Raw genomic sequence first — 18,503 nt, forward strand, 5'->3', positions numbered from 1 at the left:
AAGACGATTAGTCGATAAAATGGATCCAATGCGAACTCGAGTCTACCTTATGTTTGGTGAACCGGTTTCCTAATCGAACACCTAATATGCCAATTACTTCATCCGTTGCCGTCACAAGTATACTCTTTTCATTCCGAATGGCTTCCGGCACTTTATCATCAATAAAGATGCGCGAAACCTTTTTCGTTTTCTCCATTCCATGTAAAAGAAGTCGGTCACCTGGTTGACGTTTTCGTACCTGTAACGGCAATTCGCTTTCTTTTAACTGCAGGAAATAAACGGTTTTGTTCGGAGGCTGCGTATTCACTGAGCCTAAAACAAATGGTGTTGGAGATTGACGTTGAGGTTCATCCATTGGAGACATACGGTTGAGACGTGAAAATCGCATCATAGAATACGAACGATTTGCTTGCCCACTCCATGGTAAATCGATATGTGCTGAACCTTCTGACCGAACACATTGCCGGTGAAGCTGATCGATTAACCCTTGCGGAAAATTCCGCGCGTTAGGTGGGTATAGATAGCTTAATAGTAGTAGAACTGCTCTTTTTTGTAAAGCAGATGGCACTTTCGCAAACTCTATTGTAGGAAACGCCACGACGTTCTCTTCCGTCCGATGAATAAAGGCTTCCAACATCGTCTCCACCATATCATCTAAGTACGCATCTTCTGCTCTTTTTTGTTCGGACCACAATGCCACATTTTTTGTTAACGAAGGATTTTCTTTATTCCAATCGGCTAAAATAGTTTGTCGTATGTCATTGCGTCGATAGTTCCGTTTTTCATTGCTGGAATCATCTTTGTAAGCTACTTCGTGCGTGTTTACATATGTATTAATTTCCGCTCGTGAAACGAGCAGGAACGGTCGTGCCAATAATCCATAAGGTAGTCGTCGAATTGCTTTCATCCCAATAGTTGGAGCTCCCTTTTGTAATCCTAAAAGAATCGTTTCCACTTGATCATCCGCGTGGTGGCCGACAAGCAATACGGAATAGCCATGCTCTTTCATCACCTCATTAAAATACGCATAACGTAGTTCGCGACAAACGTGCTGAACATTTCCTCCGTGTTTCTCTAGCGCTTCTTGCACGGCAAGCTTTTGGGAATGAAAAGCGATACCCTCTTGTTCACAAAAGGCGCGAACGAATGCTTCTTCGTCTTCCGATTCTTGCAATCGAAGTTGATGATTCACATGTACAACTCCAAGCTTGTAAGTTCGATGCAGTCCTAATGTTAAACAACTATGAATTAACGCCATCGAATCACGACCACCCGAACAAGCGATTAAAATGCTCGGCTCTTTTTGACTGTTCAATATAGTTTCCATAAAAGAGGAAACGTGTGCCGTGATTCCCATGACGTCACCTACTTTCTTATCGTGAATACTAGTGTATCACGCTTTCTGCCAACTTTTCACGCTGAAAGGTGAAAAGCTCGACCATTCTGGAACAGTATGTCGAATTTGTAACAAAATGATCGTACAATCATCCTCTGGCGCACCAAAGCGACGTTTAAAATCGGCTACAATTCGATCAGCTTGCATCGATACAGGAATCTCTGCGTACTTGCGAACGAGTCGAATAAGTTCTTTCTCTTGCAGCGCTAAATCATCCTGACTCGAAAATAGCCCGTCTGAGACAAATACTAGTGTATCCCCATCTTTTAACATTGTGGTGCGGTTTTCCATTTGAATATTTCCGAGCATACCTATTGGGGCTTGAAAGTTTTCCAACAACGTTACATCGGGTCCGCTAAACAAATACGTTGCCATCGAACCTGCTTTATACGACCAAAGCTTGCCATGTTGTAGATCAATGAGTGCTAAATCGACCGTTGCATATAAGTCCGAACCAAGTTTAAGGGACATCAAGTAGTGCAACGTATGCATCGCAGATTCCGGACTCATCGGATACTGCAAACACTCCCGAAGTAACCGAATCACTTTCTTACTTTCCATATAAGCATCTTTATTATGCCCCATTCCATCCGATAAGATGACAGCAACTAATCCTTCGTGTAACGGAAAAACTAGATGCGTGTCGCCAGAATACAACGTGTGTTCTTTTGAGGTGGCGCAAATACTGTAACTATATTCGAAACGAACAGTCGATTCGCATATAAGCTGCACATGGCTAAACGGGTGTTGCACTTCATTCACCGCAGCAAGATGAAATGGTTCGTCAAAATGGGCATGTAGAATGGGCAAGACGACTCGTTCTCCCATTAACGTTGTTGTTTCTCTCGTTGTGGCGTGTGGCAAACACACCACTAATTTATGGGCACCCTTCTCCGTCGACACAATGTCCAACTGGATTACGGGTACATTCGCTTTAGCAAACATTTCACATAATAGTTCTTCCTCATTCGTTCCAAGCTGCGTTGGTAATTCTAAATCTGCTAAAAGTTTTCCGACATGTTGACCAATTTCTTTAAGCTGCAACGCCATCATTTGACTGCCGTGAACATATTCATTAGCGAGTCTAGATGTGGTATACGATTCTTCTAATGCTTCAATTACTTGCTCCGCACGGACACACTTCTCTTGAATCGATCGGTTCAATTGGTGCTTCATCCCTTTTTTGGACACCGGCCTCTTTTGCCGCCATTCTTGGACCACAGGGACCATGCCGTCTTCCCCGTTTGCCCAACACCGATTTCGTTTAAAGCATGTTGTACACGCTGGAAAACCAACAGTTGTATCGAGAGTAGCCGCCACAGTCACGTCTTTCGCTCCCACAACGGATGCCAAAAATTCGATAAACGATTGGAACTTTGCCAATTGCTCCTTCATTTTATCGCTCATCCACTCTTGGCGTTTCAACAAAATTCTCGTCTCCTCACTTGCCCCTTTATATGCCCAACGATCCAACACGTCTTTAGGGAATAAAAGAAAGAGAAGCGAGGCGACTGCAAATGTGGTGAAAAACACCTCATCTAAGGGAAGCGTATCGTCATACAAAAGCATGAATCCGTAACTTCCAAGCATACCTGTACTAATTCCCACTCGCGATTTATTTTTTACGATCGCAACCCCAACTGCCGTTAAGGCATAGACTGCCAACATCCCACTAAATGCGAGTGTCGTCATGGTACTTACTACACCCACACATATTGCAAAAAAGGCACCGCGCGATTTCCCTTGTGTATAGTAAACGGCTAACAGGAGAAATTGACTCACTAACAAAGAAAGCGAAACAGAAAATAATTGGATGTCCTCCATACTCCACCAGACCACCACGCCAATGACGACCGCGGAGACGGTCCGTTCAATTGTCCACTTCTTTATCGTTAACTCATATACCGGGACGATTACTTGAGATAAAAAAATGGTAAATAACGCAGCTAGCAAACTCTCGTACCCTACCATCGTAATTACCGAGATTGGGATATCTTTCACATACGACACGTATTGCCAAACGAATTGGACACCTAACACAATTACACCGACTTGAAATGGAAGAAACAAGTCACGTAATCGGCGTTTAGATGTTAGGAAGAACGTTCCAACCATCGCAAGCTGCAGTAATAGTTGACCAAATCCCAAAAAGGTAGAACCAACTAATCCCCCAGCCAAAACAAATTTTTGGAATTTTGGATACCGTAAATGAACCACCGTCCAAAAAGGAAAGAAAAAAGGTGTGACATGTTCAAATAACGCAAATTTCGCTAGCAATACAGCAACGATTGCAAACAATAACGATACGAGAATAGCCCTTAATCGAATTTGGAAGACTTGCTGGTTCCAAGGCATATTGATGTGCCATTTTAATGTGTGTGCTACAAATGTTCTCACAAATTCCCACTCCTTTACTTCGCCCCCCTAGTATAAAAAGGGAACGAAACAAAGTTTGTCTAACGATGGAACATAACGAAAAAAATCGTTCGACGAAATCAGGGAAGAAACGCGAAAAAAATAAGTTGAATCGACATCTTGACAGAGTGTAACCACGCTTGTATGATAAAACATGTTCGTTTCAACACGGCGGCGTAGCTCAGCTGGCTAGAGCGTACGGTTCATACCCGTAAGGTCGGGGGTTCGATCCCCTCTGCCGCCATCTTTTTTTATAGCCGAAAGCACTTTGATGAATGAAGGATCTCGTTCTTTTAAATGCTAGATAGCGTAAAAAATAGGAAGTACGAACGCTGACTATATAGACGGCCCCTTGGTCAAGCGGTTAAGACACCGCCCTTTCACGGCGGTAACACGGGTTCGAATCCCGTAGGGGTCATCATAAAAGCCACTTTATCCGGTAGAATATCTGAGCTGTTAGGAATCACTAACAACACAGATCTACTCGGGCAAAGTGGCTTTTTCGTGTCATGCTCATAAGATGTTGAAGTTTTCTTTCTTCGAGATGCTACACGTATTCTCTTGTAGACCTCGTCTTGCTTGATGAAACAATGATTGAGAATGCTATTACTCCTTTGAAGAATTTTCTTGAATGGAGTCTACTTGTTTTTTATGGTGCGCATCATGCTCCGCAAAATCCATAAAGTAATCTTCAATCGATAAAAAATGGTCGCCAATCGAAAATTTCTCCGTCCACCGAGACTCAGGAAACGTGTCGAGTTCCTCCGTTAATCGTTGGCGTTGCGACTTAGCATAATCCACTGTCTCTGCAAATGAATGGGATTTCGCCTTTTCAGATGATTGCTTATTATACGTTTCGAAATCTGGAAAACGATCTAGTTTTGCGCCTTCCTTCATGTGAGGAAGGCGTTCTTCCGCTGTATACCGATCCCACTCCGCTAAGTGCATTACAATTTCTTTTGGTGACCATTTTCCTTCCGCATACGGTGAGTTTGCTTTCTCTTCGTTCATTTCTTTCAGTGACTCCAACCAGGATTGATAGTCTTCATGTGATTTCTTTACTTTCTCTTTCGCCATCTACTCCACACTCCTTTTCACTTCGAATTCGACAAACGGAGGAAAAATCCTTCTTCCTTCCATTTTAAAAGACTCGAACAGGTAATCATGAACAGCAGTGCGATCCGCTCTTCACGTATAGGTTTTTCGCGCCGATAGATCACCCTTTTGCTTTCCAGCCCGCTTATAAAAGTCGATTATGCGCCGATAGGACACATCATTTAGTAGCCATTTGATGAGACGAATAAAATACGACACATCAACACGACAGCCATATTAAACCTATCAATTTCCGTGTAATAACGAAAAAACTCCGATTGAGAATATCTCAATCGGAGTTTACTTATAGCATTAAAACAGCCAGCAAATTAGCCTCTTTTTGCTCCACGTCCGCCACGTTTTGATTCAGTTGCTCGTTTTAACGTAGATAAGCGCTCATCGCTATCTTTTAAAAATCGAGCCATTTTTTGTTCAAAGTTTTCTTTTGGTGCGCGGTCGAAACGATCGTTAGAACGATTGTTTGGACGAGGACGCTGAGGACGTTCCGGTCTTTCTGCTTGCGGTTTTGCTTTGCGGATTGAAAGGCCGATTTTGCCATCCGCTTCCACATTCATCACTTTCACTTCGACCATATCGCCAACCTTTAAGTGATCATTGATATCTTTTACATAGTTATCTGCTACTTCACTAATGTGAACTAACCCTGTTTGACCCCCTGGAAGTTCTACGAATGCGCCGAAATTAGTGATCCCGGTAACTTTACCTTCTACCTTGCTGCCTACTTCAATTGACATAAAAAAATTGCTCCTCCTTAAAATGTAAGCGGGTATTACTCGTCTCCTTTTCAACGTACAAGCAGATGAGTACCCATCTTTAATTATAGCCAACAAAAAAAGAGTGTCAATAAGACTACTCTTTTGAACGCTCTTTTTTCTTTTTATCTGGGTCAGGAATCGCAAAAATGATTTCCCCTTCTTCGGATAAAAAGTATTCTTTTCGCGCTAATTTCGCAATATATTCATCGTCGTTAAGCTTTAATATTTGAGATTTCAACATTTCTTGTTCTTCTTCTGCTGCATCTAAATTTGCCAATGCAACGTTCATCGCCTCTTCTTTTGCTGCTAACGTTTTCGCTTGGTTCATCATATTAAGTCCAATGAATCCCAAAACAACCAATGAAACGATTCCAAATACGACTAATCGTCGTAATAAACGCGTTTTGTGCGCTTGGCGATGCTGCTCTTTACGCTGAACAGCACGAGCATACTCATGGTTAATAGATGAGATCGATGATGATTTAGTTGTTAGTTTACGCTCATCCATATACCGGTCGCTCCTTTTCGCTGTATCGTACCGGTAATTATACCTTATCTCGCTTTCTTTTTTAAGTATTTCTGGAAATATTTATTCCAAATACTTCTAATGGGCCATATGAATACCCAAAAAATATAAAAAATCGCCCGTACTACCTGCCGAATGACATAGACCAATGAGTGAAGAATGAAGTAAATCGGTCGAAAAACAAGCAAATAGAGAATTTTCCGGATGATAAGCACCGCATCCCTAAACCAATATCCATACATCATCATTCCGATAAACTGTGCAACAGGATCGTAAATTCGCCATTCGCCAAATGTTAATCTCCAAAGCAGGAAAAATGTCGCAACCCCAAAAATGGCCCATGCGAAGACGATGATCCCTGCTTTTATCCATCGATTTTTCTTCGTTGGTCGGAGAAGTGCCAAAACATCCTGCAACCAGTCAATAACCGCCCCTATGACTATTCCACTAAATGTGAGGGTTACTAACTGCAGGAATTCGTGCGTCAATGTCACCCGAATAATTTATGAAGAAAGTTTTTCCCTTCTTCTTTTTCCTCTTCGTCATAGTGAATTCCCACTACATGTCCTTCTAATGTTAATAACCCTTTGTCCACATCCAAATGCACGATCTTCAACTCTTGTCCTTTAATTAGCAAAATTCCTTGCGTCGTACGAATACAAAACTCCTCTTTATCAAATCGATCGATTGCTTTCACGGAAGTTAAATCCATTCGTTTTCTATTCCGTACACTTATGACATGATCTCCTGATGGAAAACTTATTGGTGGTGCTTCCTGTTGAAACTGCATACACCCATCTCCTTTACTTGTCCAGATATAGCAGTGTATGTCTTGGTTAATAAAATATGACTGGCTGGCAATTGAATCCCTCAGACAGTTCACAAAAAAACAGCAGCAATCGCGTTAACTCCGCGTGTGCTGCTGTTACTGTTATTCAACTGTTAGACGATTTCTCAGTCTTCGTCATCAATAAACTCTGGTTCGACTTTTTCTAATCGTTCTTCTTTTAGAATCGTATAGAGGTTTGTCGTTTCTTCTTTTCGAACATTCTCTTTTAGCATTTCTACTCTTGCAGTGACCACTTTTTGACCAAATCGTATCGCAAGGACGTCTCCAACTTTTACTACAGAGCTTGCTTTTGCCGTTTTATCGTTAACCGTCACTCGTCCTTGATCTGCCACTTGTTTTGCCAACGTACGTCGCTTAATTAATCGAGATACTTTCAAAAATTTATCTAATCGCATGGTTATTCCCCTTTTTTCTGTTTTTCTTGTTGCTTTAATTTTTGCCAATTCGCTTTTACTTCTTCTGCAGACGTCACTTCAACATCTCCAAAGACGTGTGGATGTCGAAATACCATTTTACTACTTACTCTTTCTAATACATCTTCTAGTTGGAAATATCCTTCCTCTTCCCCGATTTGCGCATGTAAAAAGACTTGTAGTAGTACATCCCCTAGTTCTTCTATCATTCCTTCATCGTCTTGTTGATCAATTGCTTCGATCAGTTCTTGTGTTTCCTCTATTAAGTATTTCTTCAAGCTTTCATGCCTTTGCTCTCGGTCCCATGGACATCCTTCTGGTGACCGTAGTTTCGCAATAATTTCTCGGAATGTTCCCCATTCCTTGTAGCGATTTTCTTGTTGATGCATGGGTGGTACATAAACAGAGGTTAAATTATTTAACTCTACTTCACGGTCTAACTCCAGAAGTGGAACACGTCGAACGTTTTCGGACTTCGTCCCAGCAGCTGTGACTATCGTTACTTCGGTCGTTTCCGGATACTTTTCGAGCAACGTTAACTTCACATCTGAAGCACGGTACTGGTCGTACACTTGTCCGATGATGATATGTTGCTTCATCATCACATCATCCCGTGACAAATCTGTCGCATCTAACAATTGGAATCCTTCAATAGGGTCCACCCCGAGCGCTCCAAACATAGGATCTAAAAAGCTTTGTCCTCCTAGTACGTCGACATGAATTTCCTTTCTTGCATGCTTTTCAAGTAACAATTGCACCGTTTTTTCTGCGACCAATGGATGCCCCGGTACGGCATATGTAATCGGAGAAATAGCCGCTTCTTCTACTAAATATTGGACAATTTCTTCATACACTTTTTCAAAAGAATCATTCGCCAAATAAATTGCGTCGAACGATTCGAACGTCATTCCTTCTGCTTGTAAGGCTTCCACTACAGGATGTTCGTTTGTCCGTAGATAAATTGCTTTCGCCTGTTGTAAATGTCGATAAATTCCAAGAGGTAATTGTTCTAAATCTCCCGCTCCTAAACCGACAACTGTAATTGTCTTCATCCTACCGTCCCTTTCTTTTTAGAGAGCCATAACTGTGCTTTGGCGATTCGTCTTCCATAAGGTATTAAATACCACTCTTTTTCTTTCATTATTTTACTTTTCATTACCACCAGCATAAACACTACTGCTCCGAAAGCCACACTGGAAAGTGCAACTAATGTTGCTTGCAATCGATTGGGTAATCCATCGAATAACCAGTAATCACCTAGCAACTCCCAAGTGATCACGACAATACTCATCAGTATGGAGGCAAGTGCTAGTGTTACATAAAATTTCTTTCCTGCAAAAGCGGTATTCCAAGATCGTCGATAGTATACGTAGAGCAAGATGGCGATAAGTAAAAATGCACCATTACTCGCGAGAGCTGCTCCCATAACACCAAAGTTGGGCAATAAAAGCACGTTCCCTATCCATTTTGCCACAATTCCTACCACGAAGAGAAGAATGGGAACTCCTACTTTCCCTCTACCTTGTAATACAGAAGTTAACGGTAAAATAATGGATAATGGGATAATTTGTCCAACAAATATGAATAGAACAGCACTTCCTTCGTTCGTTTCAAATAGCATTTCATTAGCATACGGGATAATAAGCATTAAACCTAACGAAGAAGCGACACCAAACAAAATGGCTACTTTCATCGCTAGTTGGATAAACGTATCTGCGGAACGTTTAACATCTCTTCTACTAGCATGCGCAACAAGAGGTACGATAGACAATGATAATGTGGTGGCGAGTAGAATACCCATTTGCACAATCGGTTGTCCACGATCGTAAATTCCTTTGCTTTCCATTGCTAGCGCTTGTTCCAAGCCAGAAGCGATTAAATATCGCAGAATTGTAAATGAATCAATCAGTTGGAAAAACAAAATAACGAGTGAGCTAAAGCTAATACTAATACTTAAAAACAGGAGTCTTTTTAAGATAGACCAATTATATGTACGAACAGCAAATAACGTGTTCCATTTCCAGGATTTCATTCCCACGAAAAGAATGAGTAAAATAATTCCAGCAATCTCTCCGACTAGTGCTCCACCTACAGCAAATGTCCCTGCGGTATAAAGCGATTTTCCACTTTGAATCACAAAATAAGTACCGCTTAAAATAAAAACTACCCGCACTAGTTGCTCGACTACTTGCCCGTAGGCAATGGGAGCCATATTCCCTTTTGCTTGAAAATCCGCTTTTAAGATGGCAAGAAGAGGCATACATAACGCCACGAAGGCACTGACTCTCAATAACGGTTGCAAGTTCCTGTCCCCCATGAAGCTTGCAAGTTGTTCTGCCCCAAAAAATAAGGCAACAAAAAACGACACGGATAAGAGGCATAAAAAGAGAAAGGATACGTGTAAAATAGCGGCCCGTTCTTTTTGTGACTGACTTTCTGCAAGTAATTTCGAGATACTAACGGCAAACCCATAGGAAGTCCATACGACAAATACCCCGATAAACGGATACACTTGCTGATAAATATAGAAGCCTTTGTCCCCTACCATATTTTGAAATGGCACGCGGTACACAGCGCTGAGTATTTTGACCACTATGGCCGCAAAGGTTAACAGCACTGCTCCTTCCATGAATTTTTTCATCGTCCATTCTTTTGACATGCTACTTCCTCGTTTCCTATAGGTACTGCTAGTATAGCATTTCAATAAATTGAAATAACGTGTTCTTCATTTTGACAACGGGTCATCTGTTTTTAGCCAAAAGAAAAACACATCCCCTGTTTAAGAGAATGTGCGCTACGTTATGCTTCCATTTGTTTTCCTAAAAAATGCGCCGCTGTTTCTAGTGCTTTTACTTCGGATTCTCCGATGAAATGCACCTTTGACAATAAGTACACAGCTCCAATCGGATCGCCACCTACAACGATTGGGGCAATACAATAGGATTTGACAGACTCTACTTGCCCTGGAACCCATTCGACCGTTTTCTCCAACTTCTCCGTAACGATAGAACGGAGCATAAGAATTTCCTCTGCTATTGGAGAAATGCGACGGTGTAAATACTCTTTTTTTGTAATACCTGCTACAGCAATCATTTCATCTCGATCAGAAATCATGACGGGCGTTCCGAGTGTTGCATAAAGCGTATCAGCGTAACTTTGTGCGAACTCACTTAACTCACTAATCGGAGAGTATTTCTTTAAAATCACTTCGCCCTCTCGGTCTGTGAAAATTTCTAATGGATCGCCTTCTCGAATCCGAAGCGTTCGTCTAATTTCTTTTGGAATAACGACACGACCTAAGTCATCAATGCGCCTTACAATACCAGTTGCTTTCACCTTGTATTGCCTCACTTTCCTCCACGTTAATCGCTTTTCAAGTAGTATGGGAAAAGTGAGGACAAATTATGCACCTTTGGTTTATGCTTCCAAACCTTCAGACGTTTTTTGTGATTGAGGTAATAGTTCCACCATTTTTTCTACCACATCAAATGGCGTTATTTTTTTTGTTTGTTTCGTATCAATCGTGACAGCTAATGTTTGTTGGTTCGTCATTTGGAATCCAACAGCGCGACCGAACTCCATCGACTGTTCCACCAATTTTCCGCCATCGATTGTTCGCGTTCCTTCTGGCGAGAGCTGGATGGTGATTAAGTGTCTAGACTGTTTAATGGACTCCACGCCTGCTTTATTCGCCCATACTTTCATACGCGCGATCCGCAACAATCGTTCAGCTTCTACTGGCAAATCTCCAAATCGATCCGTTAATTCATCAACTAGATCGAAATAGCCAGTTTCACTGTCAATCGCTTTAACACGTTTATACATTTGAATTTTTTGAAAACCATCGGAAATAAAATCATCCGCAAAATAAGCATCAATTGGCAATTGGATTTCGACGTCGGGGATATCTGCTTTCACGATACCAGTTTGTTTTTCTTCCACTGCCTCTTGTAATAGTTGCGCATACAAATCAAAGCCAACGGAATCGATGAATCCGTGTTGTTCTGCACCAAGTAAATTCCCTGCTCCACGAATGGATAAATCACGCATCGCAATTTTAAATCCAGATCCAAGTTCCGTAAATTCTTTAATTGCTTGTAGTCGACTTTCGGCTACGTCAGTCAGCACTTTATCAGGACGATACGTAAAGTAGGCGTAAGCTACTCGGTTCGACCTTCCGACGCGACCACGTAATTGGTACAACTGCGACAGTCCCATCCGATCAGCGTCTTGCACTATCAACGTGTTGACATTCGGAATATCCATTCCTGTTTCTATAATCGTTGTCGTCACTAACACGTCGTACTCTCCCTCTAAAAATGGAAGCAATACTCCTTCTAGCTCCGACTCAGGCATTTGTCCATGAACATATCCAACTCGCGCTTGCGGAACAAGCGCTTGGATTTCATCCACTTTTTTCGTCATGTCTTCTACCCGATTATATAAGTAAAATGTTTGACCTCCACGAGCCATTTCTCGTTCAATCGCTTCACGCACAATAGCACCATTGTGTTCCATCACATACGTTTGAACAGGGTAGCGATCTGCAGGGGGTGTTTCAATAACCGACAAATCACGAACTCCTATCATCGACATATGAAGGGTGCGTGGAATAGGCGTTGCCGTTAAGGTCAATACGTCCACATTCGTTTTTAATTGCTTTAGTTTCTCTTTATGCGTAACGCCAAAACGTTGTTCTTCATCGACAATGAGTAGTCCTAAATCACGGTATACTACATCTTTAGAAAGTAGTCGGTGAGTTCCAACGACGACATCCACTGTCCCTTCTTTTAATCCCTTTAGTGTTTCTGCTTGCTCTTTTTTTGTACGGAATCGATTAAGAAGCGATACTTCCACCGGGAAGTCACGAAAACGTTCTTTAATCGTTTCAAAGTGTTGCTGCGCCAAGATGGTCGTTGGAACTAAAAACGCCACTTGCTTGCTGTCTTGAACCGCTTTGAATGCCGCTCGAATCGCGACTTCCGTTTTTCCATACCCCACGTCCCCGCACAACAAGCGATCCATCGGGCGTTCTTTTTCCATATCTTCTTTTACTTCTTGGATTGAACGAAGTTGATCATCTGTTTCTTCATAGAAAAAAGCTGATTCAAACTGCTGCTGCATTTCTCCATCTTTTTCAAATGCGAAACCTTTTTCTGCTTCTCGTTTGGCATATAATTTGATCAGCTCATCTGCGATATCTTTTACCGCCGTAGTAACACGCGTTTTCGTTTTCTTCCACTCAGCTCCGCCAAGTTTATGCACTTTTGGTTCACGATCTTCAGAACCTACATATTTTTGGATTAAATCAATTTGATCAGCAGGAACAAATAACTTATCTTCTGCACGATATCGAATATGCAAATAATCCTTATGGATTCCACCTACTTCAAGTGTTTCCATGCCGATATATTTCCCAATACCGTGATGGATATGCACCACATAATCTCCTGGCGAAATTTCCGAATAGCTTTTAATTCGCTCCGCATTACTAAGCTTTTGTACTTTTTTCTTTTTCTTCGGTTTTTGTTGGAACAACTCCTGATCCGTAATAACGGCAAGTTGTTGTAAAGGTAATTCAAATCCATCGTTTAAGGACAAATCCACCACATATACACCTGGTGAAGATACACTTTCATCACTAGAAAGAATGGTTGCTGGAATTTGGTAGTCCTCCAGTATAGTTGCTACCTTCTCTTGTCGAGCAGCGCCTTCTACGGCAATAAATACTTTCGCTCGTTCCTTTTTGAAACGATCGTATTCGTGTTGAAGTACATGCATTTGGCCATGGAATTGTTGCATTGGTTTACAGGAAAACGCAAAGCTCTTTACAATTCCTAGTCCTGAAAACGCCCGACTAAATAACGAAAAGAAAAGTTTTCGCTCTGGCAACTGATGAATAATCTCTTTCCACGACAAGGAAAGTTGAATATCATGGACAATTTTCCCTTCCTCGAGTAAATCAATGACCCAATCTTGTTCTTCTTTCTCCAGGGACTCCACCGTTTCTTGAATTCTACCTATCTCATCAAAAATAACGATACCTGTCGAGCTAAAATAATCGCCTAAAAATGTCGTTTGCTCGTCTAACAAACTTGCATATCGTTGTAAGTGAGCAGCGTCTCTTCCCGTGCGAAGTGCTTCTATATCCGCTTGGATATTTTCGGAGAGTTTTGCTTTTACTTCTTCTTTTTTCACTTTTTTATATGTCTTTGTTAATTGTTTTTCTAATCGATTAGCTATCGCCTGCCGCTTCTCTTCCGTCCAAAAGAATTCGGTAGCTGGTAATAACGTCAAATTCTCTACTTTATGTAAAGATCGCTGGTCTTCTGCGGAAAACGCACGAATTGAATCTATTTCTGTATCAAACAATTCCATTCGATACGGATACGCTTCATAAATAGGGAAGATATCGATAATTCCTCCACGCATGGAAAACTCACCAGGTGTTGTCACCATCCCTTGACGTTTATATCCCATCGAAATGAGCGTGTCGGTCCAATCGAAATCAGGTAGATCCTCGCCAACGGATAGGATTAACCGGTGACGGTTCCATTCCTCTAATGTCGGTAATCTTCTCCGCAAACCCGCAATAGGTGACACAATAATCCCTGCTTCTTGACGCGCCAAAAAATCCAACGCTTCGATTCGTTCCGCTCGAAGCTCTGGACTAGAAATGGATAAATCAGCAGCGATTAATTCTTCTGCTGGATATATATAAACGGGTAAGTTAGCTATTTTCTGCAAATCCTCCGCCATCTTTTGTGCCTGCAATAAATTGGCAGTTACGACCAGCATGGGTTGTTGCAGTTCATCACGGATTACTTCCGCCATCATGGCCTTGGCTGAACCAGTGAGTCCTGTCATTAAATATGCTCCAGGAGTTCCATGAATGGTATCGATGGTTTGTGCAATCGTTTCCTGCACTTTCATCGCTTGAAGACTGGCTTGCATCATACTTCCTCCCTTGAAAACAGAAAAAGGCTTTGGAAGCAAAAAGCCTCAAAGCATTATTGAACCCATTTTTCTATTTCAAATAATTGTGGGTTCTCTTGAAGATGTTTTTCACACGTTTCACAAGTAGTGGAAATATTCCAATCTCCTTTGTGCTCTTGGTGAAAAAATTCTTCTGAAAATTCCTCTTTTAACTTACGAATGGAGCGTGATGTTAATAAATCATCTTGCCTAAAAGCGAAAAGTGTTGTGCCGCAATGGCGACAAATTACATGAATAGCCAATGGATATATCCCTCGTTTTTAGTACAAGTATAGACAACTAGCAGACTATTTATTCGAGTTAAATTGATTCATCACGTCTAGAAAGTTTTTTGACAAACTCATTTCGCATGCATCTGCACTTGTTTCAATCGACGAACGGATATCTAGTTGTTCATCCGGTGAAAAAGTTGTTAGCACATGATCCGTAACTTTTCTTCCTGGCGCTGGACGTCCAATGCCTACACGAATACGATTAAATTCATTCGAACCTAAATGATGAATAATCGATTTAATTCCGTTGTGCCCACCAGCACTGCCTTTTTGACGCAAACGAAGACGACCTACATCTAAATCAAGATCATCATAGATGACAATTAAGTCCTCATCAGCAATTTCAAAAAAGTCCATCATCGGGACAATACATTCGCCAGATAAATTCATATACGTCAATGGTTTTAAAAGCATGACTTTTCCTTCTGGTCGAACCACGCGTGAATAAACACCATTAAATTTCGTTTCCGTTAATGGAGCATTCCATCGTTTCGCTAATTCATCGATCACGTCAAAGCCTATATTATGGCGTGTATGTGCATAATTTTTTCCCGGATTTCCGAGTCCTACTAGTAACTTCACCTGTCAACATCCTTTATGCAATTGCTTTATTTCCCTCATTATAGCAAAAGTACGAAAGAAAAAAGGTTGTCCGAAGACAACCTTTCGTCTACCTTATTCTTTCGAATCTTCTGTTGAAGTTTCTTCTGAATCTGATTCTGTTGTTTCTTCATCTCCAGCTTCACCAACTGCATCTTCATCTGCAGTTGTTTCTAACTCTTCATCAGAACGAGGAGCAGTCACTGAAAATAACGTTACGTCGTCTTCTTCTAAAATATTATACGAAGATGCTTTCTTCAATGCTTCAACCGTTAATGTTTCATTCATTCCTAGCTCTGAAACATCCAGTTCAATGGAATCTGGAATATCAGAAGGTTTCACTTTAATCGTCACTTCACGAGTTGGTTGGTTCAACACGCCGCCTTCTTTCACGCCTGCAGCGTCTCCAGTAGGTACAACATGTACAAGAACTTCCAATTCGTCTTTCATGTTAATCGCTAAGAAATCCGCATGGACAAAATTACCTTTTAATACGTCCATTTGATAATCACTAAGTACAACGTTGACAGATTTTCCATCAACATCTAAGCTCATGACGCCGTTACGTCCAACTTCACGCAACGTTTTTAATAAATCCACTTCACTTACCGAAATTGGAGTAGATTCTGTTTTAAAACCATACACAACTGCAGGAACGTGTCCTTCGCCGCGCAGATTTGTTAAATTAGAACGTTTCGATACTTCACGAGTTTGTGCTTTTACTGTATTTGCCATGTCTAGTCACCATCCTGATTCTATCAATATGGTGTATGTTTACCCTACAGCTGTAAAGTTAAACATGAACTCAATCAAATAGCGTACTTACAGACTTTTCTTCGAATACACGGACAATGGCATCTGCCAGTAATTTCGCCACTGATAACGTGACGATTTTCGGTGAACTTTTATCTTCTGGTAAGTTAATGGAGTTTGTAATCACAAGCTCTTTAATTTTCGATTGATCAATACGATCAATTGCTGGACCTGAAAGTACAGGGTGTGTACAGCATGCATATACTTCTTTTGCTCCACTTTCGATTAATGCATTCGCTGCAATGGTAATCGTACCAGCTGTATCAATAATGTCATCGATTAAAATCGCCGTTTTACCTTCCACATTCCCAACAATGTTCATGACTTCTGCCACATTCGGTCTTGGACGACGTTTATCAATAATGGCAATTGGCGCTTTTAAGCGGTCCGCCATTTTACGCGCACGAGTTACTCCACCATGATCCGGTGAAACGATCACTACTTCAGAAGGATCGATATTTTTTTCTAAGAAATAATCCGATAAAATCGGCACTCCCATTAAGTGGTCAATGAGAATATCGAAGAAACCTTGGATTTGCGGTGCATGTAAATCTAATACGATGACACGATTCGCTCCAGCTGTTTCTAATAAATTCGCCACTAATTTCGCTGTAATCGGCTCACGAGCACGTGCTTTACGATCTTGACGAGCATACCCATAGTAAGGAAGTACAACGTTTACAGTGCGCGCAGAAGCACGTTTGACTGCGTCAATCATAATGAGTAGTTCCATTAAGTTTTCATTCACAGGTGAAGAGGTTGACTGAACGATGAACACGTCACATCCACGGATACTCTCTTCAATGTTTACTTGTACTTCTCCATCACTGAAACGAGTAACGGAAATTTTACCTAGTGGTACTCCTACCTCATCTGCAATTTCTTTTGCTAAAGCAGGGTTAGAGTTTAGTGAAAAGATTTTTAACTTTGGGTTTGCATAACGATCCGACATGTGGAGCCTCCTATTATTTACGTTTTAGTTTCGCCGCGTATCCTTCTTTGTTTTCTTGCTTCGCTCGAGCTATTGCTAATGCGTCTTTCGGTACTTCTTTATTTATCGTGGATCCTGCTGCTACATAAGCACCTTCACCGATTGTGACAGGGGCTATTAAATTGGAGTTACATCCGACAAATGCGTCCGATTCAATTTTTGTAACAAATTTATTTTTCCCATCATAGTTCACGGTAATCGTGCCACAACCGATATTTACACGTTCACCAACCTCTGCATCGCCGATGTAACTTAAATGCGACACTTTCGATTGATTGCCGAGTTGTGTTTTCTTTATCTCGACAAAGTTTCCAATTTTCGCTTCATTTCCTATCGAGGAATCTGGTCGGATATGAGCAAATGGTCCAACTGCAGTATCATTTCCAACACTACTTGTCGTGACCACAGAAGAATGAACGGTCGTTCTATCTCCTATTTGACTAGTTGTAATATGTGAATTAGGCCCGATTGTGCACTCTTCGCCAATCACTGTTTTTCCATCAATTGTCACGCCTTGCAATAAGACAGTATCTGATCCAATGACAGCATCTGCACTAATTTTCGTTGATGCAATGTTTGTAATAGTTACACCAGCACGCATGTGTTTTTCAAGTATACGAGCCTGCATGATGGTTTCCGCTTCTGACAATGCAATACGATCATTCACACCAAGTGTTTCATCAAAATCGTCTGTTGCATATGCAGAAACAATGTCGTTTTGCTGCGTTAATAACTCAATGACATCCGGCAAGTAATATTCTCCTTGCGCATTCGAATTGTCTACTTTTTTTAGCAAATCAAACAGAAGTTCATTATCAAAACAATACGTTCCTGAATTAATTTCATTCACTTTTTGTTCTTCCGCAGTTGCATCTTTTTGTTCCACAATGCGTTTCACAAAGCCATCTTCTCCGCGAATAATTCTCCCGTACCCAGTTGGGTTCGAAGGTTTACCCGTTAAGATGGTTGCTTTTGCTTTCGTTTCTTGATGATGAGCAAGAAGTGCTTCCATCGTTTCTTTTTTAATCAGCGGTGTATCTCCGCAAATGACGATGGTTGTTCCTTTTTTTCCAGCAAGCTCGCTTTCGGCTTGCATGACTGCATGCGCAGTTCCTAATTGTTCTGATTGCAATGCATAAGAAGTACGTTCTCCTAATGTTTCTTGCACTTTCTCTGCCCCGTGACCAACAATCGTCACTGTTTGTGTGACACCTAAGTCTGAAATCATGTCTACTACATGTTCCACCATTGGTTTCCCACAAACGGGGTGTAAAACTTTATATAATTTGGACTTCATTCGAGTGCCTTGTCCTGCTGCGAGTACAACGGCATATGTATGCGACATGTTTCGTCCTCCAAT

16 protein-coding genes, 2 tRNA genes and 1 pseudogene are annotated in these 18,503 nt (G+C 41.3%); 2 read left to right on the forward strand and 17 right to left on the reverse strand.

All coding sequences use genetic code 11. The features are described from left to right. Nucleotides 1-7: 7 nt before the first annotated feature. Together tilS and D3873_RS13025 are read right to left on the reverse strand one after the other, a co-directional pair. The gene (tilS, locus tag D3873_RS13020) at nucleotides 8-1,357 is read right to left on the reverse strand and encodes a tRNA lysidine(34) synthetase TilS (protein WP_119884397.1); all 1,350 of its coding nucleotides are present in this window, start codon (nucleotides 1,355-1,357) and stop codon (nucleotides 8-10) included. A gap of 36 nt (nucleotides 1,358-1,393) precedes the next feature. Next, on the reverse strand, nucleotides 1,394-3,793 hold the full coding sequence (locus tag D3873_RS13025) for a SpoIIE family protein phosphatase (RefSeq protein ID WP_119884398.1): 2,400 nt from the start codon (nucleotides 3,791-3,793) through the stop codon (nucleotides 1,394-1,396). 188 nt (nucleotides 3,794-3,981) lie between these two features. Between D3873_RS13025 and D3873_RS13030 the strand changes: the two genes are divergently transcribed. Both D3873_RS13030 and D3873_RS13035 read left to right on the forward strand, forming a co-directional pair. Then, a tRNA-Met gene (locus D3873_RS13030) sits at nucleotides 3,982-4,055 on the forward strand. A 102-nt stretch (nucleotides 4,056-4,157) separates the two neighbouring features. Then, a tRNA-Glu gene (locus D3873_RS13035) sits at nucleotides 4,158-4,229 on the forward strand. A gap of 188 nt (nucleotides 4,230-4,417) precedes the next feature. Here D3873_RS13035 and D3873_RS13040 read toward each other — a convergent pair. From D3873_RS13040 to glmU, 15 genes and pseudogenes are all read right to left on the reverse strand, one after another. Beyond that, nucleotides 4,418-4,888, reverse strand: coding sequence for a DinB family protein (locus D3873_RS13040; protein ID WP_119884399.1), 471 nt, complete (start codon nucleotides 4,886-4,888; stop codon nucleotides 4,418-4,420). Nucleotides 4,889-5,235: 347 nt separating this feature from the next. After that, the gene (locus D3873_RS13045) at nucleotides 5,236-5,661 is read right to left on the reverse strand and encodes a S1 domain-containing RNA-binding protein (protein WP_119884400.1); all 426 of its coding nucleotides are present in this window, start codon (nucleotides 5,659-5,661) and stop codon (nucleotides 5,236-5,238) included. 115 nt (nucleotides 5,662-5,776) lie between these two features. Further along, nucleotides 5,777-6,190, reverse strand: a complete 414-nt coding sequence (locus D3873_RS13050; RefSeq protein WP_119884401.1) for an FtsB family cell division protein — start codon at nucleotides 6,188-6,190, stop codon at nucleotides 5,777-5,779. 44 nt (nucleotides 6,191-6,234) lie between these two features. Continuing rightward, nucleotides 6,235-6,696: a spore cortex biosynthesis protein YabQ gene (gene yabQ / locus D3873_RS13055; protein WP_119884402.1), complete on the reverse strand. Its 462-nt coding sequence runs from the start codon at nucleotides 6,694-6,696 to the stop codon at nucleotides 6,235-6,237. Between the two features lie 2 nt (nucleotides 6,697-6,698). Then, complete coding sequence (gene yabP, locus D3873_RS13060) at nucleotides 6,699-6,998, reverse strand: sporulation protein YabP (RefSeq protein WP_119884403.1); 300 nt, start codon at nucleotides 6,996-6,998, stop codon at nucleotides 6,699-6,701. A 164-nt stretch (nucleotides 6,999-7,162) separates the two neighbouring features. Next, nucleotides 7,163-7,453: an RNA-binding S4 domain-containing protein gene (locus D3873_RS13065; protein ID WP_119884404.1), complete on the reverse strand. Its 291-nt coding sequence runs from the start codon at nucleotides 7,451-7,453 to the stop codon at nucleotides 7,163-7,165. Between the two features lie 20 nt (nucleotides 7,454-7,473). Next, nucleotides 7,474-8,523 (reverse strand): annotated as a pseudogene (yabN, locus tag D3873_RS13070) (bifunctional methyltransferase/pyrophosphohydrolase YabN); the annotation flags it as partial. After that, the gene (locus D3873_RS13075) at nucleotides 8,520-10,130 is read right to left on the reverse strand and encodes a putative polysaccharide biosynthesis protein (protein ID WP_119884406.1); all 1,611 of its coding nucleotides are present in this window, start codon (nucleotides 10,128-10,130) and stop codon (nucleotides 8,520-8,522) included. The pseudogene yabN and the gene D3873_RS13075, both read right to left, overlap by 4 nt. Before the next feature lie 140 nt (nucleotides 10,131-10,270). Beyond that, on the reverse strand, nucleotides 10,271-10,807 hold the full coding sequence (gene spoVT / locus D3873_RS13080; protein ID WP_119884407.1) for a stage V sporulation protein T: 537 nt from the start codon (nucleotides 10,805-10,807) through the stop codon (nucleotides 10,271-10,273). An 81-nt stretch (nucleotides 10,808-10,888) separates the two neighbouring features. Further along, nucleotides 10,889-14,425 (reverse strand): transcription-repair coupling factor, encoded by a 3,537-nt coding sequence (gene mfd, locus D3873_RS13085; RefSeq protein WP_119884408.1) that lies wholly within the window; start codon nucleotides 14,423-14,425, stop codon nucleotides 10,889-10,891. Nucleotides 14,426-14,481: 56 nt separating this feature from the next. Next, the gene (locus D3873_RS13090) at nucleotides 14,482-14,709 is read right to left on the reverse strand and encodes an anti-sigma-F factor Fin (protein ID WP_162920209.1); all 228 of its coding nucleotides are present in this window, start codon (nucleotides 14,707-14,709) and stop codon (nucleotides 14,482-14,484) included. A gap of 45 nt (nucleotides 14,710-14,754) precedes the next feature. After that, nucleotides 14,755-15,321 carry an aminoacyl-tRNA hydrolase gene (gene pth / locus D3873_RS13095; protein WP_119884410.1) on the reverse strand — a complete coding sequence of 189 codons (567 nt, stop codon included), beginning with the start codon at nucleotides 15,319-15,321 and terminating at the stop codon, nucleotides 14,755-14,757. A gap of 93 nt (nucleotides 15,322-15,414) precedes the next feature. Then, entirely contained in the window at nucleotides 15,415-16,074 is a 660-nt protein-coding gene (locus D3873_RS13100) for a 50S ribosomal protein L25/general stress protein Ctc (protein ID WP_119884411.1), read from the reverse strand. A gap of 70 nt (nucleotides 16,075-16,144) precedes the next feature. After that, complete coding sequence (locus D3873_RS13105) at nucleotides 16,145-17,104, reverse strand: ribose-phosphate diphosphokinase (protein WP_119884412.1); 960 nt, start codon at nucleotides 17,102-17,104, stop codon at nucleotides 16,145-16,147. Nucleotides 17,105-17,117: 13 nt separating this feature from the next. After that, complete coding sequence (gene glmU, locus D3873_RS13110; RefSeq protein ID WP_119884413.1) at nucleotides 17,118-18,488, reverse strand: bifunctional UDP-N-acetylglucosamine diphosphorylase/glucosamine-1-phosphate N-acetyltransferase GlmU; 1,371 nt, start codon at nucleotides 18,486-18,488, stop codon at nucleotides 17,118-17,120. Between the last annotated feature and the right edge of the window lie 15 nt (nucleotides 18,489-18,503).

Source organism: Paenisporosarcina cavernae, assembly GCF_003595195.1.
Lineage (GTDB): Bacteria > Bacillota > Bacilli > Bacillales_A > Planococcaceae > Paenisporosarcina > Paenisporosarcina cavernae.

Excerpts from the sequence above, each read along its gene's own strand:
- tilS (WP_119884397.1), bottom strand. The coding sequence starts at position 1,357 with ATGGGAATCACGGCACACGTTTCCTCTTTTATGGAAACTATATTGAAC.
- D3873_RS13040 (WP_119884399.1), bottom strand. The coding sequence starts at position 4,888 with ATGGCGAAAGAGAAAGTAAAGAAATCACATGAAGACTATCAATCCTGG.
- D3873_RS13045 (WP_119884400.1), bottom strand. The coding sequence starts at position 5,661 with ATGTCAATTGAAGTAGGCAGCAAGGTAGAAGGTAAAGTTACCGGGATC.
- D3873_RS13050 (WP_119884401.1), bottom strand. The coding sequence starts at position 6,190 with ATGGATGAGCGTAAACTAACAACTAAATCATCATCGATCTCATCTATT.
- yabP (WP_119884403.1), bottom strand. The coding sequence starts at position 6,998 with ATGCAGTTTCAACAGGAAGCACCACCAATAAGTTTTCCATCAGGAGAT.
- D3873_RS13065 (WP_119884404.1), bottom strand. The coding sequence starts at position 7,453 with ATGCGATTAGATAAATTTTTGAAAGTATCTCGATTAATTAAGCGACGT.
- D3873_RS13075 (WP_119884406.1), bottom strand. The coding sequence starts at position 10,130 with ATGTCAAAAGAATGGACGATGAAAAAATTCATGGAAGGAGCAGTGCTG.
- mfd (WP_119884408.1), bottom strand. The coding sequence starts at position 14,425 with ATGCAAGCCAGTCTTCAAGCGATGAAAGTGCAGGAAACGATTGCACAA.
- D3873_RS13100 (WP_119884411.1), bottom strand. The coding sequence starts at position 16,074 with ATGGCAAATACAGTAAAAGCACAAACTCGTGAAGTATCGAAACGTTCT.
- D3873_RS13105 (WP_119884412.1), bottom strand. The coding sequence starts at position 17,104 with ATGTCGGATCGTTATGCAAACCCAAAGTTAAAAATCTTTTCACTAAAC.
- glmU (WP_119884413.1), bottom strand. The coding sequence starts at position 18,488 with ATGTCGCATACATATGCCGTTGTACTCGCAGCAGGACAAGGCACTCGA.